We start from the raw sequence: 18,767 nt of genomic DNA on the forward strand, positions 1-18,767 counted from the left end.
GTGGTGGCTGTCGGTCATGACCTTGTGGCGACGGGTGCGCACGGGCCGGATTCCGTTGTCCTTCATCAGTCGGCCAATGCGCCGTTCCCCGACGTCAAGCCCGGCTTCCCTGAGTTCCAGGGTCATGCGGGGCCGTCCGCAGGAGGCGTTGCTCAGGGCATAATGTTCACGGATATGCGCCATTATCTTCAGATCGGTGCGCTGGCGTTGACAGGCCGGTCGGGATGCCCCGCCGGTAACCGCGTGCCAAGACCCGTAAAACCTGGCAGAGCCTCTCGATTGGCCACTCATGCCGATGCCCCTGTATGAAGGCGAACCTCATGGTTTCCGGTTCGCGAAGAACCGGGTAGCTTCTTTCAGGATTTCCCTCTCCTCCCGCAGAATCCGGTTCTCCAGACGAAGACGTTCATTCTCGCGGGCCAGATCAGCCTGAGGCCCGGATGCCGGCTCGGCCGGACGGTATTCCACGATTCATTTATCCAGATCGGCTGCCATGCGCGTGCGTGACAGCCCACTGCTCAACGCAATCCTCACGGCCTCGCGTTTGAAATCTTCCGTATGCTTCATGGTCTCGTCGGTCTCTTGATACGGGCCTGAAACGCCCAGATGACCGGCACAAAACCGTTACGAGTCCCCCGGCATATGGCGCCAAGGGTGTGAAGATGTGGTCAGATGTCAATGAAGACTGTTATTCTGGTTGGACCGGTTCCTATTGAAAATCAATAATATAAACAGGTAGATGTCTGCGTAATGCATTCAGCGCAACGGGCTGACCAACACAAAGTCGTCAGAAAGCCGCATTTAAAGCGTGATTGCTTGCCAGAGCAATCTTGTCTTTGTAAAAAAGAAAAACATGCCTTAGAAGCTTTGATCTAAAATATTATGATATAACATCGATTTATGATAATCCGCATCATACGGTATGGAACAGACAATGCCTGTGCAATCATCGCTCGCAGCAAACTCCGCCAAGCATAAGGAGGACACGAAACAATCAGTCGACAAGATGGCACTGAGGGTCTGGATCCGGATGTTTGCCTGCACCCAGCTGGTTGAAAAGCGCGTGCGCAAGCTTTTGCGGAAAAAGTATAATACTACCCTGCCGCGCTTTGATGTTCTTGCCCAGCTTGATTCCAGCAACGGAACGCTCTCGATGGGCGATCTGTCCCAGCGCCTGATGGTCACCACGGGCAACGTGACCGGACTGATCGACCTGATGGAACAGGAAGGGCTGGTTGAACGTCACCCTCATCCCACCGACCGGCGCAGCACGCTGGTGCAGATGACCGCGCTGGGTGAACAGCTCTGTTCAACCGCCATGCCTGCTCATCAGGAATGGATACAGGAAATGCTGAAAGGCATGACCGAGGATGAACTGTCCCAGCTTCACCAGTTGCTGGGCAAGACCAAGGCTGCCATTGCGGCAAGGGAAGAGCAATGGGAAAAGAAACGGACAAGAGCAGGATAATGACGGAACAGGTCGCGCAGGCACATAACGAGACACCGGCCAATGAAATGTCGGCGGAACTGGCGCTGCGGGTCATGACCATGCCAGCCGACCTGAACGGGGCGGGCAGCATATTCGGTGGCTGGATCATGGCGCGTCTTGACCAGGCGGCCGGTCTTGCCGGCGGCAGCGCCAGTTCGGGAAACGTGACGACGGTCGCGGTCAAGGAACTGCTGTTCCTCCACCCCGTGTATCCGCATCAGGATGTAAAGGTCTATGCCCGGCTGCTCAGGACGGGGCGTACGTCCATGCATTTCCATCTGGAAATGTGGGCGGCGGATCTGGGCAAGGCGGAAGCTATCCAGTGTGCTACGGCTACATTCGTGATGGTGGCCGTGGATGCAAAGGGAAAGCCTAGGGAAATTTCAAAATAATACAGACGCGGTATATTTATGCATGCCCATTCCTGAACGGGATGGTTTCTACTCTATCCCAAGTCTGTCCAGATTTTTGATGATATGGCGCAGGGTTTTTACAAACGCCTGCAGCTGTTCCTGGTTCAGGCCCTCCATGGCCCGGATGGTCTGACGGGCCACGACGGGCGTCAGCCTGTCAAGCAGCTTACGACCTTCCGGGGTCAGGGTGACAATGGTCACGCGGTTGTCATCAGGGGAAAGGAAGGTCGTCACAAGCTGCATCTGCGCCATGCGCTCGATCAGTCGCCCGACCGTATTGCGCTTGATCAGCGAATGCTGCGCCAAGCCGGAAATACTGATGTTTTCCTGCGCGCGCAGGACAGTCAGTATGCGATAGATACTTTTATTGACGCCGTTTTTTACAAGAACGGTTTCCACATCTTCGTGATACTGAAAATCCGCATGCGCGATCAGATAGAAAGGGGATCCGAACAGGTCGAAGTCATGCGCGGCGGGATCTAGTATGACGTTCTTGTTCACGGGCAGCTCTGTATCGGGTTTATGAGAACAGGCTGAACATAGTCGTTAATGCGGCGCACGTCACGTTCAACCTGTCATGCGGCGAAATGCCGGATCGGCGCTTTCAGCTGGCTAGCGTGTTGAAGAAATGCCGCATGCGTTCCAGCGCCGTGGTCAGGCGGTCAGCGCTTTCCGCGCCAAAGCACACGCGCAGGTGGCCTTCGCCTGCAGGGCCATAGAAACTGCCAGCTTCCACCACCACGCCTTCGCGTTCCAGCAGGGCATCGGCAATATCCTGCGCCCGGCGTCCGGTGCCTGAAATGTCAGGGAATGCATAGATCGCGCCCTGCGGCAGCGGACAGGTGACGCCGGGACACTGGTTCAGCGCATGGACCACCTGGTCACGGCGCCTGCGGTCTTCGGCCAGCATGCCCTGCAGCGGGCCTTTATCACCCGTCACGGCGGCAAGGGCGCCATACTGGATGAAGGTGTTCACATGCGTCACCTCGTTGGACGTGACCGTCAGCAGCCCTGCCATCAGGTCCGTCGGGCCGCATGCATAGCCCAGTCGCCATCCGTCCATGGCATAGGCCTTGGTGAAGGCAAAGAGGGTAATCGTGCGCTCCGCCATGCCGGGCAGTGAGGCAATGCTGGTATGACTGGCATCATCAAACAGGATCTGCTCGTACACTTCATCGGAAATGACCAGCAGGTCATGGCGGATGGCCAGATCGGCCAATGCCGACAGTTCCTCGCGGCTGTAGACGCGGCCGGTTGGATTGCACGGATTAACCAGAATGATCGCTCTGGTGCGCGGCGTAATGTGCGGCGCGATCATGTCGGGATTGATGCTGTAGCCATTCGCCCGGTCCAGTGGTGCGCGCACCACTACGCCACCTGCCAGTTCGATCTTGCCGATATGCTGCGGATAGAAGGGTTCCAGCAGGATGACTTCATCCCCCGGATTGATGGTGGCGAACAGGGCGGCAAAGGAAGCCTGCGTCAGGCCGTTGGTAACCAGCACCTGATCGGGGGTAACATCAATTGCGTTTTCCCGCTGCAGCTTGCTGGCCAGCGCCGTGCGCAGTTCGGCATTGCCCCGCAGATCGCTGTAGTGAACGTGCCCGGCATGCAGGGCATCCACCACCGCTTCCTTGATATGGGTAGGGGTGTCATGAACCGGCTGCCCCAGTTCAAGATGGATCAGATCGCGCGTGCCTGCCATCGCCATCGCCTTGGAAAACATTCCATAATTCTTGGGCGATGATTCGGTAATACGTTTTGCCAGTCGGCTCATGATCAGGTTCCGTCAGAAAGTTCGGAATGCGCGGTACGTTCATCACGTCCCGCGCTGCCAGTTTTGTAAAAATCCGCGCGTCTATGCCGCGGGTCGTTTTATCATCTGCGTGACGCGCGCACGCAGGCGCGCGGCGGTCATGATCAGGCGTGGCACATGGCGCAGCAGCATGAATCCCGGCACCGCCCGGGGGCGACTGGTCGGCAGGCGCGGCAGGTCCCGCCCGGCGGAAAGAATCCAGTTGGCTGCGTCACCACCCGCCAGCGTGTTGATGGCCAGGCCGCGTCCGTTGCACGCCTGAATGGCCAGCAGCCCTTCATCCAGGATCGGCATGCGCGGCACGCAGTCACTGCGCAGCCATGCGGTGCCCGTCCAGGCGAATTCCAGCGGCAGCCGTTCCCAGCCGGGAATGGCCTTTTGCAGCCGGTCGTTAATGCTGTCTTCAATCCGTGCCCAGTCGAAATGCTCGGGCGCGGGTGCTGCCGTAATCAGGTGGCCTTCGGTGTCAAAACGGATGGAAAAGACATCGGTGGCAAGATCGGTCAGGGCGTGGCGCTGGGGCAGAATGACTTTCCGCAGGGCAGGGGAGACGGGCGCGGTGGCCACCTCCAGCACCGGCAGGGGAAGCACCGCATGACGCAGCGCGCGGTGTAGGAACTGGTTGCCGCCATTTGCCGCCAGAATGACGTTGCGCGCCACGAATTCCCCGCCGGGGAAACTTACCAGCCAGCGCGCAGCCCCATGACCCGTATCCCGCGTGACGGAGGTTACGCGGCAACTGTTGAAGACCCGGCCGCCTTCTTCCATAATGCGCCGGGCCAGTTCATCGGCATAGGCCGCAGGGTTCACGCCCCCGCCACTGCGGTCGAGGACGGCCCCGGCATATCCCTGGCATCCGGTCAGTTGTGCTGTCTGTTTCGCATCCAGCAGGGACATGTCCTGCCGCCATGGCTGCCAGTCCGCCACTGTCTGGCGTTCACGTTGGCCATTACCGAAAAACGGCGCGAGAAACCCGTTGGGCATGGCGCCGCAGGCAAGATTCTGCTCCCGGATCAGGGTAAATGTTTCGCGCGGGGAGGCGGCGACCGCTTCCAGCAGGCGGCTGCCGTCCTCCTTGCCCAGACGTTTCATGATGGAAGCGGGCGTATTGCGCACAAGCTGGCCGGTAATGATACCGGCACTGGCGCGCGTGGCCAGCCCCAGGGCCGTTCCCGCGTTGAGAACAGCCACGTCATGCCCGTTGCGGGCCAGATGGAACGCGGTGGACAGACCGGCAATGCCGCCACCGATCACAACGGTTTCAGCCTGCTGGCAGCCACGTCCGTGCGGAATATCCAGTGTGGCGCTGCCCTGCCACAGCGGCCGCTCTGCTGAGGGGGCCATCAGTTCTGGCTCGTGGCTTCAAAGGTCAGGCTGCAACTGCCATTCCTGCGGATGACGCAGCACCCTTCCCGAAGGGCTGCCAGATCTTCCGGCACCACGCGGGCGCAGACGGACCCCATGATCCAGCCCATGGGCATGAGCATTCGCCCGCCCGGACCGTAAAAAATGCCGATATCAAAAAAATCGGCGTCCGGTGCGCCCTTCCATGTACCCTTTGGCGCGAATACCGTAGCGATTTCGCCCATATCGGGAAAACTGGTGGCGTTTTCCGGCGGCAGGTCGAATGCCGCGCCCTGTGGCAGGCTGTCACCCACGACGGGGCATGAAATTTCCGGCCCCGTCCACATGGCATGGATTGCGCCATGGTTACCGCCCTGCTGCGCGATACGCCACAGCATTTCAGCGTGACGGGGTGCTTCCTTGTCCAGTAACTGGAACCGTGCGGCCAGTGCTGATTTTTCTTCTTTAACAGTAATGAAACGGGTCATGTCAGGGCATATCCATTAACCAAGGTTAATATAATATTATAACCAAAATCACATGATGTCGATCGTTTTTTGTGGCATCCGGACGGAAAGACTGGCAGGATCATGAATGGATGCGGCATGCGCAAAACAGACGGGGACAGGTACATGTACCATCATGTCGTTCCCAGGCTTCAGCCGGTTTCTGTCGGGACAGGGAATATAATCGGCACCTGGCAGGCCATGAAATTGTTTTTTTACCGTAACATTTACTGTCGGAAGTGACGGGCGTGCGCCCGGGGGGATGCAAATTCATTGCGATATCGAACAGTAAATGGTTGAAGCAAAAATATCTTATGTGCTAACTATTTTTCATATCTGAATGAGGAGCGGGACATCATGGCAGAGCGGTCGTTTGCGCTTGAAGTGCAGGATCTGCGCATTGGTGCCGGAGAAACCTTCCGGGGTGAGGGGATACTCGCCATAACCAAGGCCCTGTTGCAGTCGGGCGTGGGTTATGTGGCGGGCTACCAGGGCGCGCCCATTTCCCACCTGATGGATGTGCTGTCGGACGCGCAGGACCTGCTGGCGGAACTGGACGTACATTTTGAATCAAGTGCCAGCGAGGCAACGGCCGCAGCCACGCTGGCCGCTTCCGTCATGTATCCCATCCGTGGCGCGGTGACATGGAAATCCACCGCAGGTACGAATGTGGCATCGGATGCGCTTTCCAACCTGTCTTCGGGCGGGGTGAAGGGGGGCGCGCTCATCATCATCGGTGAGGATTATGGTGAGGGCTCCTCGATCATGCAGGAGCGTTCGTATGCTTTCGCCATGAAATCCCAGATGTGGCTTCTCGATCCCCGCCCTTCGCTGCCCTGTATCGTCGATATGGTGGAGAAGGGGTTCGAACTATCCGAAGCCTCCAGCACCCCGGTCATGCTCCAGGTCCGGATCAGAAGCTGCCACCTGCACGGCACATTTGTAGCCAGGGATAACAGGCGGCCCACAATGACGCTGGATGAAGCGACACGCAGCCCCCAGCGTGACCTTTCGCGCATCGTGCTGCCGCCCGCGGCCTACGTCCAGGAAGCCGAAAAGCTGGAACAGCGCTGGCCAGCCGCCGTGCAGTACATCAGGGAGCACAGGCTTAACGAATTTTTTGACCAGCCGGATGCGGATGTCGGGCTGATCCTGCTGGGTGGCCTGTACAACAATACGCTGCGTGCCCTGATGCGGCTGGGTCTGGCCGATCTGTATGGCAAGACTGACATCCCGCTTTACGTCATGAACGTTGCCTATCCGGTCATTGATGACGAGGTCGTGGAATTCTGTCGCGGCAAGAAAAGCGTTCTGGTCATCGAGGAAGGCCAGCCCGACTATATTGAGCAGGCCATCGGCCGGATCCTGCACCGCGCCCGGATCGACTGCACCCTGCATGGCAAGGACATGCTGCCCATGGGGGGCGAATATACCGTGGGCGTGCTGACCGACGGGCTGCGCAACCTGTTCGTGGCGGATGCGCCCGATCTGCTTGACGGTATGGCACGGGCCACCAACCAGCCTCCCATCACCTGCGCCCCGCAGATCGCAGCGCTGAAAGACAGCGTGCCCGCCCGTCCCGCCGGATTTTGCACCGGCTGCCCGGAGCGGCCGATCTTTGCCGCCATGAAACTGGTGGAAAAGGAACTGGGGCCACATCACATCGCGTCTGATATCGGCTGCCATCTTTTTTCCATCCTGCCGCCCTTCAACCTTGGCGCCACGACCATGGGTTACGGACTGGCGCCGGCTTCCGCCTCGGCCTTCAGCGGGGACAGCCGTCGCAAGGGGCGCGAGCGTAAACGCACGATTGCCGTAATGGGCGACGGCGGCTTCTGGCATAACGGGCTGACCAGCGGTATCGGGAACGCGGTTTTCAATAAAAACGATGATGTCACCATCATTGTCGATAATTATTATTCCGCCGCCACGGGTGGCCAGGATATCCCGTCCTCGCGCTCGACCCCCGCCAGTCGTTCCACCCACCATCCGATTTCCAGGGCGATCGAGGGGGTGGGCGTAAAATGGGTGCGGGAAATCGATCATACTTACGATGTCGGCCGGATGCGCGAGGTGCTGAGCGAAGCCCTGACCACGCGCGAAAGCGGGCCGAAGGTGATCGTGGCGTCTTCGGAATGCATGCTCAATCGTCAGCGGCGCGAAAAGCCGCTGAAGCGCAAGGCGCTGAAGGACGGCAAGCGGGTGGTCACCCAGCGTTTTGGCGTGGATGAGGACGTCTGCACTGGCGATCATGAATGCATCAGGCTGTCCGGCTGTCCGTCCCTGTCGGTCAAGCCATCGGGGGACCCGCTGAAAGAGGACCCGGTCGCCAGCATCGACCAGAGCTGTGTCGCCTGCGGCAACTGTGGCGAGGTGGCGGATGCCGCCGTTCTGTGCCCCTCCTTTTATCGTGCGGATGCAGTGGTCAATGCGGCACGGTCGGAGCGGTGGAAACACCGCATCCGTTCGGCACTCATTGCGTCCGTCCAGCAATGGCGCGAAGCGCGCCGTCCGGTATTCAGCTGACGTCCGGCCATCGCCCCATCTGGTAGCTGTACAGGATCAACATTTTTCATGACCGTTCTTTCACGAAAAAACTCCGTGGCCGTTGCGACAAAACCGATTTCAATAGCCGTCTGCGCCATGGGCGGTCAGGGCGGCGGCGTTCTGGTCAGCTGGATTGTCTCCCTCGCGGAACAGTGCGGCTGGATCGCCCAGTCAACATCGGTTCCCGGCGTGGCCCAGCGCACCGGGGCAACCATTTATTACATCGAGATCGCACCGGCCGACCCGGCGGGACGGATGCCCGTTCTGGCCCTGCTGCCCACGCCGGGCGAAGTGGACATCGTTATGGGGGCCGAGCTGATGGAAGGCGGTCGGGCCATGCTGCGCGGCCTGGTCACGCCGGAGCGCACGACCCTGCTCGTTTCCACACACCGCAGCTACGCGGTGGAAGAACGCATCAACCCCGGCGACGGGCGCATAGACCCCGCGCCGGTGTATGACGCCGCGGCCTTTGCCGCAAAAAAAGTCATCGCCTTTGATATGGAGCAGGTGGCGAAGGAGGCGCGCAGCGTCATTTCCGCCGTCATGCTGGGGGCGCTGGCGGCCAGTAATGTCCTTCCATTTCCCCGCAAGGCGTTCGAGGATGCAATCCGCAATGGCGGGATCGGGGTCAAGCCAAGCTTGGCCGCCTTTGACCGTGGCTTTGCGCGCACCACCGGCAATACGCCTGAACCGGCCCGCCCCGTTGCGGTGAAGCAGGCGGTGGCCCCGTTCAGCCCGTCTGGCGTAGCGGATTTCGATGCGCTGCTGCACGCGGCGGCCGGGCTGCCTTCCGGTGCCGCCACCATGCTTGATGCCGGACTGCGGCGCGTGGCGGATTTTCAGGACATTGCGTATGCAGCCGCCTATCTGGCGCTTGTGCGTGAGTTTGCGCTGAAGGAACGCGCGCAGGGCGTGCCCGCGCTGACGATCGAAGCCGCGCGCCATATTGCCAACGCCATGGCCTATGACGACGTGATCCGGGTGGCAGACCTCAAGACCCGCCGGACCCGCTTTTCCCGCATCGCGGCGGAAATGGGTGTAGCCGCCGGTCAGCCGCTTGCCATTACCGAATTCATGCATCCGCGCGTTGAAGAAGTGCTGGGCCTGCTGCCATCCGGCCTTGCCCTGGTGCTGGAAAAAACCGGGTTGGGCAGACTGCTCATGGGGCGGTTCCTGCGCAGGGGCTGGCGGGTGCGGACCGACCGGCTGCGCTGGTTCGTGCTGCTGTCCATTACTGCCGAACTCTATCGCCTGCGCCCTGTTTCGCTGCGCCACAAACGCGAAATGCGCCATCGGGACGAATGGCTCGACCTGACCCGCGCCGCGCTGGAACAGGATTACGATTTCGGTGTCGAGGTGCTGCGCTGCAGGCGCCTGGTCAAGGGCTACAGCGATACCCACGTCCGTGGCCTGTCAAAGTTCGATCGGGTCATGACGGCGGTTGGCGTCATGGTCGACAGGCCGCTGCCGCAGGGCAAGGCGGCGGTATGGACCCGGCTTCTGCGTGAAGCCGCCCTGAAAGACCCGGAAGGCACGGCGCTGGAGGCCGCACTGGCCCGCTTCCAGCGCGGCGCCATGGCATAGGAGAGTACGATCATGTCACTTTTGCCCGAACTGGCTGCCGACCTTGCAAGCGGCAGCATAGAGGTGGTGGATCTTACCCACACGCTGAGCGAGGATTTCCCCACGCTGGTCCTGCCCGAGCCCTTTGGCCAGACACTGCCGTTTTCCAGCGAGGTCATTTCCCGCTACGATGAAAACGGCATTGCGTGGTACTGGCGTAACTTTACCGTCGGGGAACATACCGGCACGCATTTTGACGCCCCGGCCCACTGGATCAGTGGCCGGAACCTGCCGGACAATACCGTCGATACCATGCCTGCCCGCGACTTCGTAGCACCGGTCAATGTCATAGACTGCGCTGCCGCCGCCGCGGAAAATCCCGATTTCCTGCTGACATGCGAACACATCCGTCAGTGGGAGGAAGAACACGGCACGATCGAACCCGGTACCTGGGTTTTCATGCGCACGGACTGGGGCAGGAGAAGCCCGGAGGATTACACCAACCGCAAGGAGGACGGCGCGCATACGCCCGGGCCATCCGCCGAATGCATCCGTTTCCTGATTGAGGAGCGGGACATTTTTGGATTTGGCACGGAAACGATCGGCACCGACTGTGGCCAAGCCCATCTGCTTGAGCCGCAATACCCCGCCCATACCCTGCTGCATGGCGCGGGCAAATATGGGCTGCAATGCCTGACCGGGCTGGACCGGCTTCCTGCGCGTGGTGCGATTGTCATGGCGGCGCCGCTGAAACTGCGTGACGGATCGGGCAGCCCGCTGCGGGTCTTCGCCCTTGTAACGCGATAATATATATTAAAATATCAACTGCATTTCCGAAGTATTGTATAACTGATTTGTGTAATATATAATACTTCGGGCCTGCCAAAAAAAGGAATGTCTGGATGGACATCGTTTCAATCGGTGGCGGGCCTGCCGGTCTGTACGCTGCAATCCTGCTCAAGCGCGATCTCCCACAGGCGCGGGTCAGGGTTTTCGAGCGGAATGCTCCGGCCGACACGTTCGGTTTTGGCGTGGTATTCAGTGACCAGACCCTTGATATCTTCGCGCAGGCTGATCTGCCGTCCTATGAAATGATCCGCCGTGAGTTCTCGTACTGGGATGATCTGGACATAGCGGTCAGGGGGCGGACATTCCGGGTGCCGGGCAATGGCTTCTGCGGCTGTTCGCGCCGCACGCTGCTGCAGCTGCTGTACCGGCGGGCGGAAGAACTGGGCGTCGAACTGGCCTTCCGTACCGAAGTATCGCCCGAGGAATTCCTCGAAGCGGATCTTATCCTGGCGGCCGATGGCATCAACAGCGCGATCCGCGAAAAGAACATCGCCCATTTCCAGCCCGCTATCGACCTGCGTTCCAACCGTTTTGTCTGGCTGGGCAGCACGCGCGCGCTGGACGCCTTCACCTTCTTTTTCCGCGAACATGAGGGCGGCGTATTCGTGGCGCACTGCTACCAGTACGAGCGCGAACGCAGTACCTGGGTCATTGAGGTGGACGAGGAAACCTTTGCCCGGTGCGGGCTGGGAGACATGACCGAGGCCGAATATGTCGCGTATCTGGAAGGCGTCTTTGCCGAGGAACTGGACGGCCACGGGCTGATCGCCAACCGGTCCATATGGCGCCGGTTCCCCGCCATCCGGTGTAAAAACTGGTCAAAGGACAATATCGTCCTGATGGGTGACGCCAAGTCAACGGCCCATTATTCGATCGGTTCGGGCACGAAACTTGCCATGGAGGATGCCATTGCCCTGCATGCCGCCGTCATGGCGACCGGCACTATTGGCGATGCGCTGGCAAAATATGATGCCGAACGGCGTGATGAAGTCGAACGCCTCCAGCATGCGGCGGAAGTCTCGCTGACATGGTTTGAGCACCTTAACCGCTACTGGCCCATGAGCGAGATCCGCTTCGCCTTCTCCCTCATGACGCGTTCAAAAGCCATTACATGGGATAACCTTGCCCTGCGCGCCCCGGATTTCGTGGCGCAGGTGCAGAAGGATTTCGAGACGGACTGCACGGCATCCGGCCATGCCACCAGGGCAGGGGTCGTGCCCGCGTTCCAGCCGTTCCGGCTGCGTGATATGGACATTCCCAACCGCCTGGTGGTGTCGCCCATGTCCACGTACCGCGCCCGTGACGGCGTGCCGGGAGAATGGCATCTGGTGCATTACGGGCAGTTCGCCGCCAGCGGGGCGGGGCTGGTCTACACGGAAATGACCGATGTCTGCCCCGATGGCCGGATCACCCCGGGCTGCACCGGTCTTTATACCGACGCGCAGGAAAGCGCCTGGCGCCGGATTGTCGATTTTGTCCATGCCGAAGGTGACAGCCGGATCTGCCTGCAGCTGGGACATGCGGGCCGCAAGGGCGCGACCCGTGTCATGTGGGAAGGCATGGACCAGCCGCTGGCCGAAGGGGGCTGGGATCTGATTTCCGCGTCACCTCTGCCCTATCATCCACACAGCGCGGTGCCCCGCGCCATGACGCGTGATGACATGGACGCGATTACGGCGGACTACGTTGCCGCGACCCGGCGGGCCGTGAACTGCGGCTTTGACATGATCGAGGTGCATTGTGCCCACGGATACCTGCTGGCCAGTTTTCTTTCGCCCCTGACCAACATCCGGGACGACGAATATGGCGGCAGCATCGAAAACCGCATGCGCTATCCGCTGGAGGTGGTGCGGGCCGTGCGGGCGGCCTGGCCTGCCGAACGTCCCATGGCGGTCCGTATTTCAGCAACTGACTGGCAGGAAGGCGGCATCTCGATGGGCGATGTCGTGACGGCGGCGCGACTGTTCGCGCAGGCGGGTTGTGACCTGATCGATGTGTCCACCGGGCAGACCACGCCTGATGCCCGGCCCGTGTTCGGCCGGATGTTCCAGGTGCCGTTTGCCGAGCAGATCCGGGCGGAAACCAGGTTGCCCGTCATGTGCGTGGGCAATATTTCCACCGTTGACCAGGCCAATACCATCCTTGCAGCCGGTCGTGCGGATCTGGTTGCGCTGGGTCGTCCCATGCTGGTTGATACCGCCCTCATCCTGCGCGCGGCGGCCCGTTATGGCGCACCCATGCCACGTCTGTGCCCCGGCAACCTGCCCGGACTGCATGCGCTGGAACGTAACGAAGGCCGCAATTTTGCCGAGGAGCAGGCGTTGCGTATCCGGGCGCGGCCCCGCCGGCATGCAGTGACCTGATAGGGTCACCAGCCCCGCAGGCAGCTGCCTGCGGGGGAGGCCCATAAAGCGGTTGCAGATATACTTCATATCAATGTATCTTAAATATAAGATAATAATGCGGTCCACCCGACCGACAGGGGAATGAAATCTTGATGCGTGCAAGGCATGTGCTGGTTACAGGCGGTTCAAGGGGCATAGGCCGGGAAATTGCCCGTAAAATGACGCAGGGCGGCGATATCGTGACCGTTCTTGGCCGCTCGGAAGCGCAGCTTGAGGCGGTGGTCGATGCGGGTGATGCACATCATTACGTCGTGTCTGACATTACGTGCGAAAAGGAACTGGATGACGCCTTTCACAGGGCCGTTGCACAAGCGGGGGCGATCAATGTCCTTGTCAACAACGCCGGTGGATCGTCCAGCGCCCGTTTTGCCGATATGGCCATGGATACGTTCGTGCAGGCATTCCGGCTGAACGTGCTGGGGGCGGCGCGGCTGTGTCAGCTTGTGCTGCCATCCATGGTGGAAAGACGGGACGGACGCATCGTCAATGTTGCCTCCACGGCAGCACTGCGCGGGTATGCCTATGTTTCCCCCTATGTCACCGCCAAGCATGCCCTGCTGGGCCTGACCCGTTCGCTGGCGCTTGAATACGCGCGTCACGGCATAACCGTGAATGCCGTCTGTCCGGGCTTTACGGAAAGTGATCTGGTGCGTGACAGCGTGGAGCGCATCGTCAGGAAGAGTGGTCGCCCGGCGGAGGACATCCGCACTGAATTCGCCCGTTTTAATCCCCGTGGCTGCCTGAACAGCGTGGAGGAAGTGGCCGTGGCGGCTGCCTTCCTGTGCGGGCGCGAAGCAGGTGCCATCAACGGCATTGCACTGCCCGTGGCCGGGGGAGAGGTGGGGTAGGCCCGTTCCCGACCGTTCCGGCCAGGACTTTTTCTATTTCATGCAGGTGGAAACAAACATGGATTCATGTCTTACAAAAAAAACGGATCACAGGATACTGCTGCCGGACGGCTGGCCCGCGCCACGCGGGTATTCCCATGCCATTGCCGCCTCCGGGCGGCTGCTGGTGCTGGGTGGCCAGATCGGAATAACCCCGCAGGGCGACATGCGCGACGGGTTCGTGGCACAGTGCGAACAGGCGCTGCAGAACATCTGCTGCCTGCTGGAAACGGCAGGGGCCATGCCAGAACATCTGGTGCGCATGACATGGTTCGTTACGGACATAGCCGTCTACAATGCCAGCCTGCGTCCGCTGGGGGCTGTGTACCGGCAGACGATGGGACGGCATTACCCGGTCATGAGTCTGGTGCAGGTTGGTCGTCTGGTTGAGCCCGGGGCCATTGTGGAAATCGAGGCGACTGCCGTCATTCCGTAACAGGGAACAGGTCATGGCAACGGGCACGTCTACGCAAATTGTTACGAACACGACATTATAACGAATGTTGAGGTTCTTCGGGCATGAATGGGATCAGGAAAGACAGAGGGCAGGATGTGGAAACCATCGGACCGAATTCAGTGGCAGTCCCATGCGCCGGCTGCTTCCGCCGGCGCGGCGGATTCCCCATTGTTCAGACCTGTTACGGTCAACAGGTTCGCCCTGAAAACCAGAAGCTGGTACCCCGCCGTCGTAAGCTGGCGGGCCAGTGAGGACGGTCATGTCACCCCATCCACCCTTGCATGGTACAGGCGCATCGCCATGGGCCGTCCCGGCGCGATCGTGGTGGAAGCAGCAGGGATCAGGGATATTCCCAGTGGCCCGCTTCTTCGCCTGTCGCATGACAGATACGTGGCGGGCATGGCGGAACTGGTTGCGACCATTCGGCAGGCCAGCAGGGGCGAGACAAAGGTTTTCGTCCAGCTTATCGATTTCCTGAACATACGCCGCAGGCCGGAGCCAGATCGTTTCCTGACGCGTTTTCTGGTCATAACCGACCGCCACCGGACACTGCTGGGCGAGACGGACGACGCGATCATCCGCGACCGCCTGAAAAACATGAGCCGCGCCGAGCTGGAGACCATTCTTGACCCACGTGAACGCGAAGCCCTGGATTACGGGGCGCGGGAGCGGATAACGGATGTGCATCTACCGTGGATAAAGGATCTGCCCGATGTCCTGCCCGACCTGTTCGCCAACGCGGCCCTGCGGGCGCGTGATGCCGGTTTTGACGGGGTGGAACTGCATTATGCCCATGCCTATACCATGGCCTCGTTCCTGTCGGCGCTGAACACGCGTGGAGACGGGTGGGGCCAGACGCGCGAAGGGCGCGTAAGGCTGGCGGAAGCCGTACTGGACAGCGTGCGCGGCAGGGTCGCTCCGGACTATACGGTCGGCTGCCGCCTGCTGGCCGAAGAATGCATTGCGGGTGGCGGCACGGTAGAAGATGCCGCCTGGTTTTCAGGACGGCTGGCGGCGCGCGGGCTTGATTTTCTCTCGCTCTCCCGTGGGGGGAAGTTTGAAGACGCGCTCCAGCCGCGGGTAGGTGAGGCGGCCTATCCCTATACCGGCCCAAGCGGATATGAATGCATTCCACACGCGATTTCAGATTCCTTCGGGCCGTTTGGCCGTAATGCAAAGGCATCGCGCTTCATCCGCGCGCAGCTCCGTGGCGCCGGTTTCGACACGCCCGTCATCTGTGCCGGCGGGGTTCATACCGTGGATATGGCGGAAACGATGCTGGCAGACGGCACATGCGATGTGGTTGCAAGCGCGCGGCAGTTCATGGCGGACCCGGACTGGTTGCTCAAGGCGCGAGAGGGGCGTGCTGACAGCATGCGCGTCTGTAAATACACCAATTACTGTGAAGGACTGGACCAGAAGCACAAGGCCGTGACCTGCCGGTTATGGGACCGCACCGCCCTGGATAGCCTGGACACGCGGCTTTGCGCTGATGGGAGGCGGCGGCTTGAGGCACCTGCATGACCCGATAAGCAGCACTGCAGCCTGTCATCCCGTCTTGTTCCTGACGGGTTTCTTCCCGGATATAACTGCCCTCATACCTGGAGTATTCAGTGTGGAACGTGGACTGTTGCGGCACTTCAAGGTCATTTTGCCAATACTGGCGTCATCTATTGGCAATGCGCTGCAATTTTATGATTTCTTTTTGTACGGGCTGGCGTCCGCGCTGGTCTTTGGTCCGTCCTTTTTCCCCCTGAGCAACCCCATACTCAGCACCAGCGGTGCCTTTGTGGGCTATGCAGTGGGCTTTGTGTCACGGCCTCTGGGCGGAATCGTGTTCGGTTCGGTCGGAGACCGGTATGGCCGCAAGACCACGCTGACATGGACGCTGTCACTGATGGGGGGGGCGACATTCCTGATCGGTCTGCTGCCAACCTACCAGCAGGCGGGCATCATCGCCCCCATTGCCCTGATTACGTTACGCCTGATCCAGGGATTTGCCGCCGGAGGGGAATGGAGTGGCGGGATCCTTATGGCGACTGAAAACGCTCCCCCGAAGCAGCAGGGGTTTTATGGCGCGTGGAGCCAGGCAGGGGTCGGGGTAGGGTTCATACTCTCGTCGGGGCTGTTTTTCCTTTTCCGCGCCATCAGCGGTGATCAGTTCCTGACCTGGGGATGGCGCCTGCCATTTCTGGTCAGCATCGTGGTTGTCGTGCTGGGTGTCGTGATCCGGCTGAAGGTGGGCGATACGGCCGAATTTGCCCGGGTTGCCGAAAAAAACGGCGTCCAGACCCCCATGACGGAAGTGATCCGCAGTTACAAGACGTCGGTTCTGGCTGCGTCCACCCTGATCCTGTCCGAGATGATCTATGTCCTCATGACCACAACCGTCTCGCTCTCTTATGGCGCGTGGCTGCATGTGAATGAAAGTATCCTGATTGCGTCGGTTTTTGTCTCTATGACTGCTGATACGGTCATGATGGTCATATTCGGGCGGCTGGCCGACCTGCTGGGCGCACCGGTTGTTTACGGGCTTGGCATCCTGTGTTCTGCCATTTCCATATACCCGTTTTTCATGTCGGTCGGTACTGGCAACCCCTATGTCATCATGGCGGCCTTTGTCATTACAAACGGCATTTTCCATGCCGCCATGATTGGTACCCAGCCCGGCCTGCTGACGGCGCTGTTTCCGGTTCAGGTACGCTCTTCCGGTCTGGCGCTGGGGCAGTCCATCGCGTCGGTTATCGTGGGGTTCATTCCCCTGATCTCTACGGCCATCCTGTACAGGACCGGCTCCTTTAATGGCGTGATTGTCATATTTTATGCCGTGTCCATCATCTCGTTCTGCGGGCTGGTTCTGACATGCCGAAAAATGTCCACCTTTTCCGTGGGAACGGTGAAGCAGACTTCCTGCTGACGAAGCCGCGCGCTTTTTGTGACCCCGGTGAATATTTCCTTTTCCTCTCTTCTGCCCAGATAGGTAAAACATGAGTAATAACATGCAAGAATACAGTGCGCGCCTTATTCATCCCAACGGGTCATATGACGGCGCAAGGACCCTGCATGTTGTGGATTCCCATACCTGTGGCCAGACAACACGCGTGATTATGGACAGCGGCGAAAACCTTGCCGGCCTTTCCCCCACATCGGCCCGGGATCATTTCAGAACTCAGGCCGACTGGGTCCGGCGGATGGCGGTACTGGAACCGCGCGGGCACCGGTCAATGTTTGCCGCCGCGCTGATTGCGCCCCGCGCAGCCGGTGAGCCCTTCGGGATCGTATTCATGGATGCCAACGGCTATCCGGATATGTGCGGACACGCCACGATCGGTGTTGTGACAACGCTGTGCGAACTGGCGCTGATCCCCTCGATTGACCTGGGGACGGACGGGCATTTTCAACTTCCACTCCTGACGCCCGTGGGTAACCTGGAGATAGAAGTGGAAATAAAGGACGGCCGATGCCAGGCGGTTTCCTTCCAGATTCCCCAAGCATATTATATTGGCTCTGTTGAAGTCGATACCGGACACGGTAAAAAGACAACCGTGGAAATAGCCTATGGCGGCCAGTATTATGGATTTGTCGAATCAGCCAGTGTCGGTCTGTCGGTTCAGCCGGACCTGATAGATACCTTGATTGAAAAAGCGAAATTCATCCGTCAGGAACTGGGCCGGACATCCACCTTATCCGATCCCCTGACCGGTGTCGTGCCATCGGTGGGCAATATCGTCTGGACCGATGAACCACGGGCGGAAGGGGCCGATGGGCTGAATGTTCCAGTTTCCGGTGCCCACTCCTTTGACCGCTCGCCCTGCGGCACAGCCACATGTGCCAGGATGGCGGTCAGGGTGGCAAAGGGTCTGTTAAAGGTAGGCGATGATTTCGTTAACGAAAGCATCATGGGAACACATTATCGGGGCAGAATTGTAAAGGAAGAGCGGAAAGACGGCAGCACCTATCTTGTGCCGCGCGTAACCGGTTCCGCCTGGATCACCGCACTGTCCCAGCTGATGGTCTCGAAATATGATCCGCTGGGCAATGGTTTTCTTATCGGCGGCGGCAAGGCTGTAGTGTAACGCGTCACGACGGCGCATCCAGCCCCACGGCTTCGCCCGGGCATGGGGATCTGGATATTATTTCAGAACAATACGTTTATATAAATAACAGACGGTCCTGTGTGCCACCTTTTTTTCATGAAGGTGGCATTTTTCTATAGTTTCTGAACAAAAATCTTCCGCGGGAAAATCCATTTCATTTTTGTAATGTTTTTTGGCTGGATTTTAAACCTGACACGCTATCCAATCGGATGGACCAGAACAAAACCAAATTGATATTACATATCGGTGCAGTAATATTTTGCCAAAATCCAGATGGTCTTGATCCCGCCAGCTATTCTGGCATTTTTGCAACATAACCTGATGCAAATTTTCGATATCGCAACGTTTTTCGTTGGTACGTTGGTCTAATATACTGAAATAAAATGCTTTTATT

At 59.5% G+C, this 18,767-nt stretch carries 16 protein-coding genes; 11 read left to right on the top strand and 5 right to left on the bottom strand.

Annotated features, from left to right (window positions below; genetic code table 11):
- Positions 1-291 (bottom strand): IS3 family transposase (locus MSKU9_RS18875; protein ID WP_141259404.1); only part of this gene is annotated, 291 nt, incomplete at its 3' end.
- A 739-nt stretch (positions 292-1,030) separates the two neighbouring features.
- Here MSKU9_RS18875 and MSKU9_RS00455 point away from each other — a divergent pair.
- Positions 1,031-1,468 carry a MarR family winged helix-turn-helix transcriptional regulator gene (locus MSKU9_RS00455; RefSeq protein ID WP_162515693.1) on the top strand — a complete coding sequence of 146 codons (438 nt, stop codon included), beginning with the start codon at positions 1,031-1,033 and terminating at the stop codon, positions 1,466-1,468.
- Positions 1,468-1,881, top strand: coding sequence for an acyl-CoA thioesterase (locus tag MSKU9_RS00460; protein WP_162515694.1), 414 nt, complete (start codon positions 1,468-1,470; stop codon positions 1,879-1,881). The genes MSKU9_RS00455 and MSKU9_RS00460 overlap by 1 nt, the downstream gene beginning before the upstream one ends.
- A 48-nt stretch (positions 1,882-1,929) precedes the next feature.
- Here the strand turns inward: MSKU9_RS00460 and MSKU9_RS00465 are convergent, their stop codons facing one another.
- The 4 genes from MSKU9_RS00465 to MSKU9_RS00480 form a co-directional block, all read right to left on the bottom strand.
- Positions 1,930-2,403, bottom strand: coding sequence for a MarR family winged helix-turn-helix transcriptional regulator (locus MSKU9_RS00465; RefSeq protein WP_162515695.1), 474 nt, complete (start codon positions 2,401-2,403; stop codon positions 1,930-1,932).
- A gap of 103 nt (positions 2,404-2,506) precedes the next feature.
- On the bottom strand, positions 2,507-3,679 hold the full coding sequence (locus MSKU9_RS00470) for a pyridoxal phosphate-dependent aminotransferase (RefSeq protein ID WP_141259408.1): 1,173 nt from the start codon (positions 3,677-3,679) through the stop codon (positions 2,507-2,509).
- Positions 3,680-3,760: 81 nt separating this feature from the next.
- Positions 3,761-5,062: an NAD(P)/FAD-dependent oxidoreductase gene (locus MSKU9_RS00475; protein ID WP_141259409.1), complete on the bottom strand. Its 1,302-nt coding sequence runs from the start codon at positions 5,060-5,062 to the stop codon at positions 3,761-3,763.
- Positions 5,062-5,550, bottom strand: coding sequence for a DUF3830 family protein (locus tag MSKU9_RS00480; RefSeq protein ID WP_141259410.1), 489 nt, complete (start codon positions 5,548-5,550; stop codon positions 5,062-5,064). Before MSKU9_RS00480 ends, MSKU9_RS00475 begins: the two co-directional genes overlap by 1 nt.
- Positions 5,551-5,925: 375 nt before the next feature.
- Here MSKU9_RS00480 and MSKU9_RS00485 point away from each other — a divergent pair, with 375 nt between their 5' ends.
- The 9 genes from MSKU9_RS00485 to MSKU9_RS00525 all read left to right on the top strand — a co-directional run bounded on the left by MSKU9_RS00485 (position 5,926) and on the right by MSKU9_RS00525 (position 18,352).
- On the top strand, positions 5,926-8,094 hold the full coding sequence (locus MSKU9_RS00485) for an indolepyruvate ferredoxin oxidoreductase subunit alpha (RefSeq protein ID WP_141259411.1): 2,169 nt from the start codon (positions 5,926-5,928) through the stop codon (positions 8,092-8,094).
- Positions 8,095-8,142: 48 nt separating this feature from the next.
- Positions 8,143-9,699, top strand: a complete 1,557-nt coding sequence (locus MSKU9_RS00490) for an indolepyruvate oxidoreductase subunit beta family protein (protein ID WP_141259412.1) — start codon at positions 8,143-8,145, stop codon at positions 9,697-9,699.
- Positions 9,700-9,711: 12 nt separating this feature from the next.
- The gene (locus MSKU9_RS00495) at positions 9,712-10,485 is read left to right on the top strand and encodes a cyclase family protein (RefSeq protein ID WP_141259413.1); all 774 of its coding nucleotides are present in this window, start codon (positions 9,712-9,714) and stop codon (positions 10,483-10,485) included.
- Between the two features lie 95 nt (positions 10,486-10,580).
- On the top strand, positions 10,581-12,890 hold the full coding sequence (locus MSKU9_RS00500) for an oxidoreductase (RefSeq protein ID WP_141259414.1): 2,310 nt from the start codon (positions 10,581-10,583) through the stop codon (positions 12,888-12,890).
- A gap of 134 nt (positions 12,891-13,024) precedes the next feature.
- Entirely contained in the window at positions 13,025-13,780 is a 756-nt protein-coding gene (locus MSKU9_RS00505; protein WP_141259415.1) for an SDR family NAD(P)-dependent oxidoreductase, read from the top strand.
- Positions 13,781-13,838: 58 nt separating this feature from the next.
- Entirely contained in the window at positions 13,839-14,255 is a 417-nt protein-coding gene (locus MSKU9_RS00510) for a RidA family protein (protein WP_193557598.1), read from the top strand.
- A gap of 189 nt (positions 14,256-14,444) precedes the next feature.
- Entirely contained in the window at positions 14,445-15,800 is a 1,356-nt protein-coding gene (locus tag MSKU9_RS00515; RefSeq protein WP_227002282.1) for an oxidoreductase, read from the top strand.
- Positions 15,801-15,891: 91 nt separating this feature from the next.
- Positions 15,892-17,193, top strand: coding sequence for an MFS transporter (locus MSKU9_RS00520; RefSeq protein ID WP_162515696.1), 1,302 nt, complete (start codon positions 15,892-15,894; stop codon positions 17,191-17,193).
- 82 nt (positions 17,194-17,275) lie between these two features.
- Positions 17,276-18,352, top strand: coding sequence for a proline racemase family protein (locus tag MSKU9_RS00525; protein ID WP_227002283.1), 1,077 nt, complete (start codon positions 17,276-17,278; stop codon positions 18,350-18,352).
- The last annotated feature ends 415 nt before the right edge of the window (positions 18,353-18,767 follow it).

The sequence above is a fragment of the Komagataeibacter diospyri genome (assembly GCF_006538165.1).
Taxonomy (GTDB): Bacteria; Pseudomonadota; Alphaproteobacteria; order Acetobacterales; family Acetobacteraceae; genus Komagataeibacter; species Komagataeibacter diospyri.

Excerpts from the sequence above, each read along its gene's own strand:
- MSKU9_RS00510 (WP_193557598.1), top strand. The coding sequence starts at position 13,839 with ATGGATTCATGTCTTACAAAAAAAACGGATCACAGGATACTGCTGCCG.
- MSKU9_RS00480 (WP_141259410.1), bottom strand. The coding sequence starts at position 5,550 with ATGACCCGTTTCATTACTGTTAAAGAAGAAAAATCAGCACTGGCCGCA.
- MSKU9_RS00460 (WP_162515694.1), top strand. The coding sequence starts at position 1,468 with ATGACGGAACAGGTCGCGCAGGCACATAACGAGACACCGGCCAATGAA.
- MSKU9_RS00500 (WP_141259414.1), top strand. The coding sequence starts at position 10,581 with ATGGACATCGTTTCAATCGGTGGCGGGCCTGCCGGTCTGTACGCTGCA.
- MSKU9_RS00470 (WP_141259408.1), bottom strand. The coding sequence starts at position 3,679 with ATGAGCCGACTGGCAAAACGTATTACCGAATCATCGCCCAAGAATTAT.
- MSKU9_RS00525 (WP_227002283.1), top strand. The coding sequence starts at position 17,276 with ATGCAAGAATACAGTGCGCGCCTTATTCATCCCAACGGGTCATATGAC.
- MSKU9_RS00495 (WP_141259413.1), top strand. The coding sequence starts at position 9,712 with ATGTCACTTTTGCCCGAACTGGCTGCCGACCTTGCAAGCGGCAGCATA.
- MSKU9_RS00455 (WP_162515693.1), top strand. The coding sequence starts at position 1,031 with ATGTTTGCCTGCACCCAGCTGGTTGAAAAGCGCGTGCGCAAGCTTTTG.
- MSKU9_RS00475 (WP_141259409.1), bottom strand. The coding sequence starts at position 5,062 with ATGGCCCCCTCAGCAGAGCGGCCGCTGTGGCAGGGCAGCGCCACACTG.
- MSKU9_RS00490 (WP_141259412.1), top strand. The coding sequence starts at position 8,143 with ATGACCGTTCTTTCACGAAAAAACTCCGTGGCCGTTGCGACAAAACCG.
- MSKU9_RS00485 (WP_141259411.1), top strand. The coding sequence starts at position 5,926 with ATGGCAGAGCGGTCGTTTGCGCTTGAAGTGCAGGATCTGCGCATTGGT.
- MSKU9_RS00505 (WP_141259415.1), top strand. The coding sequence starts at position 13,025 with ATGCGTGCAAGGCATGTGCTGGTTACAGGCGGTTCAAGGGGCATAGGC.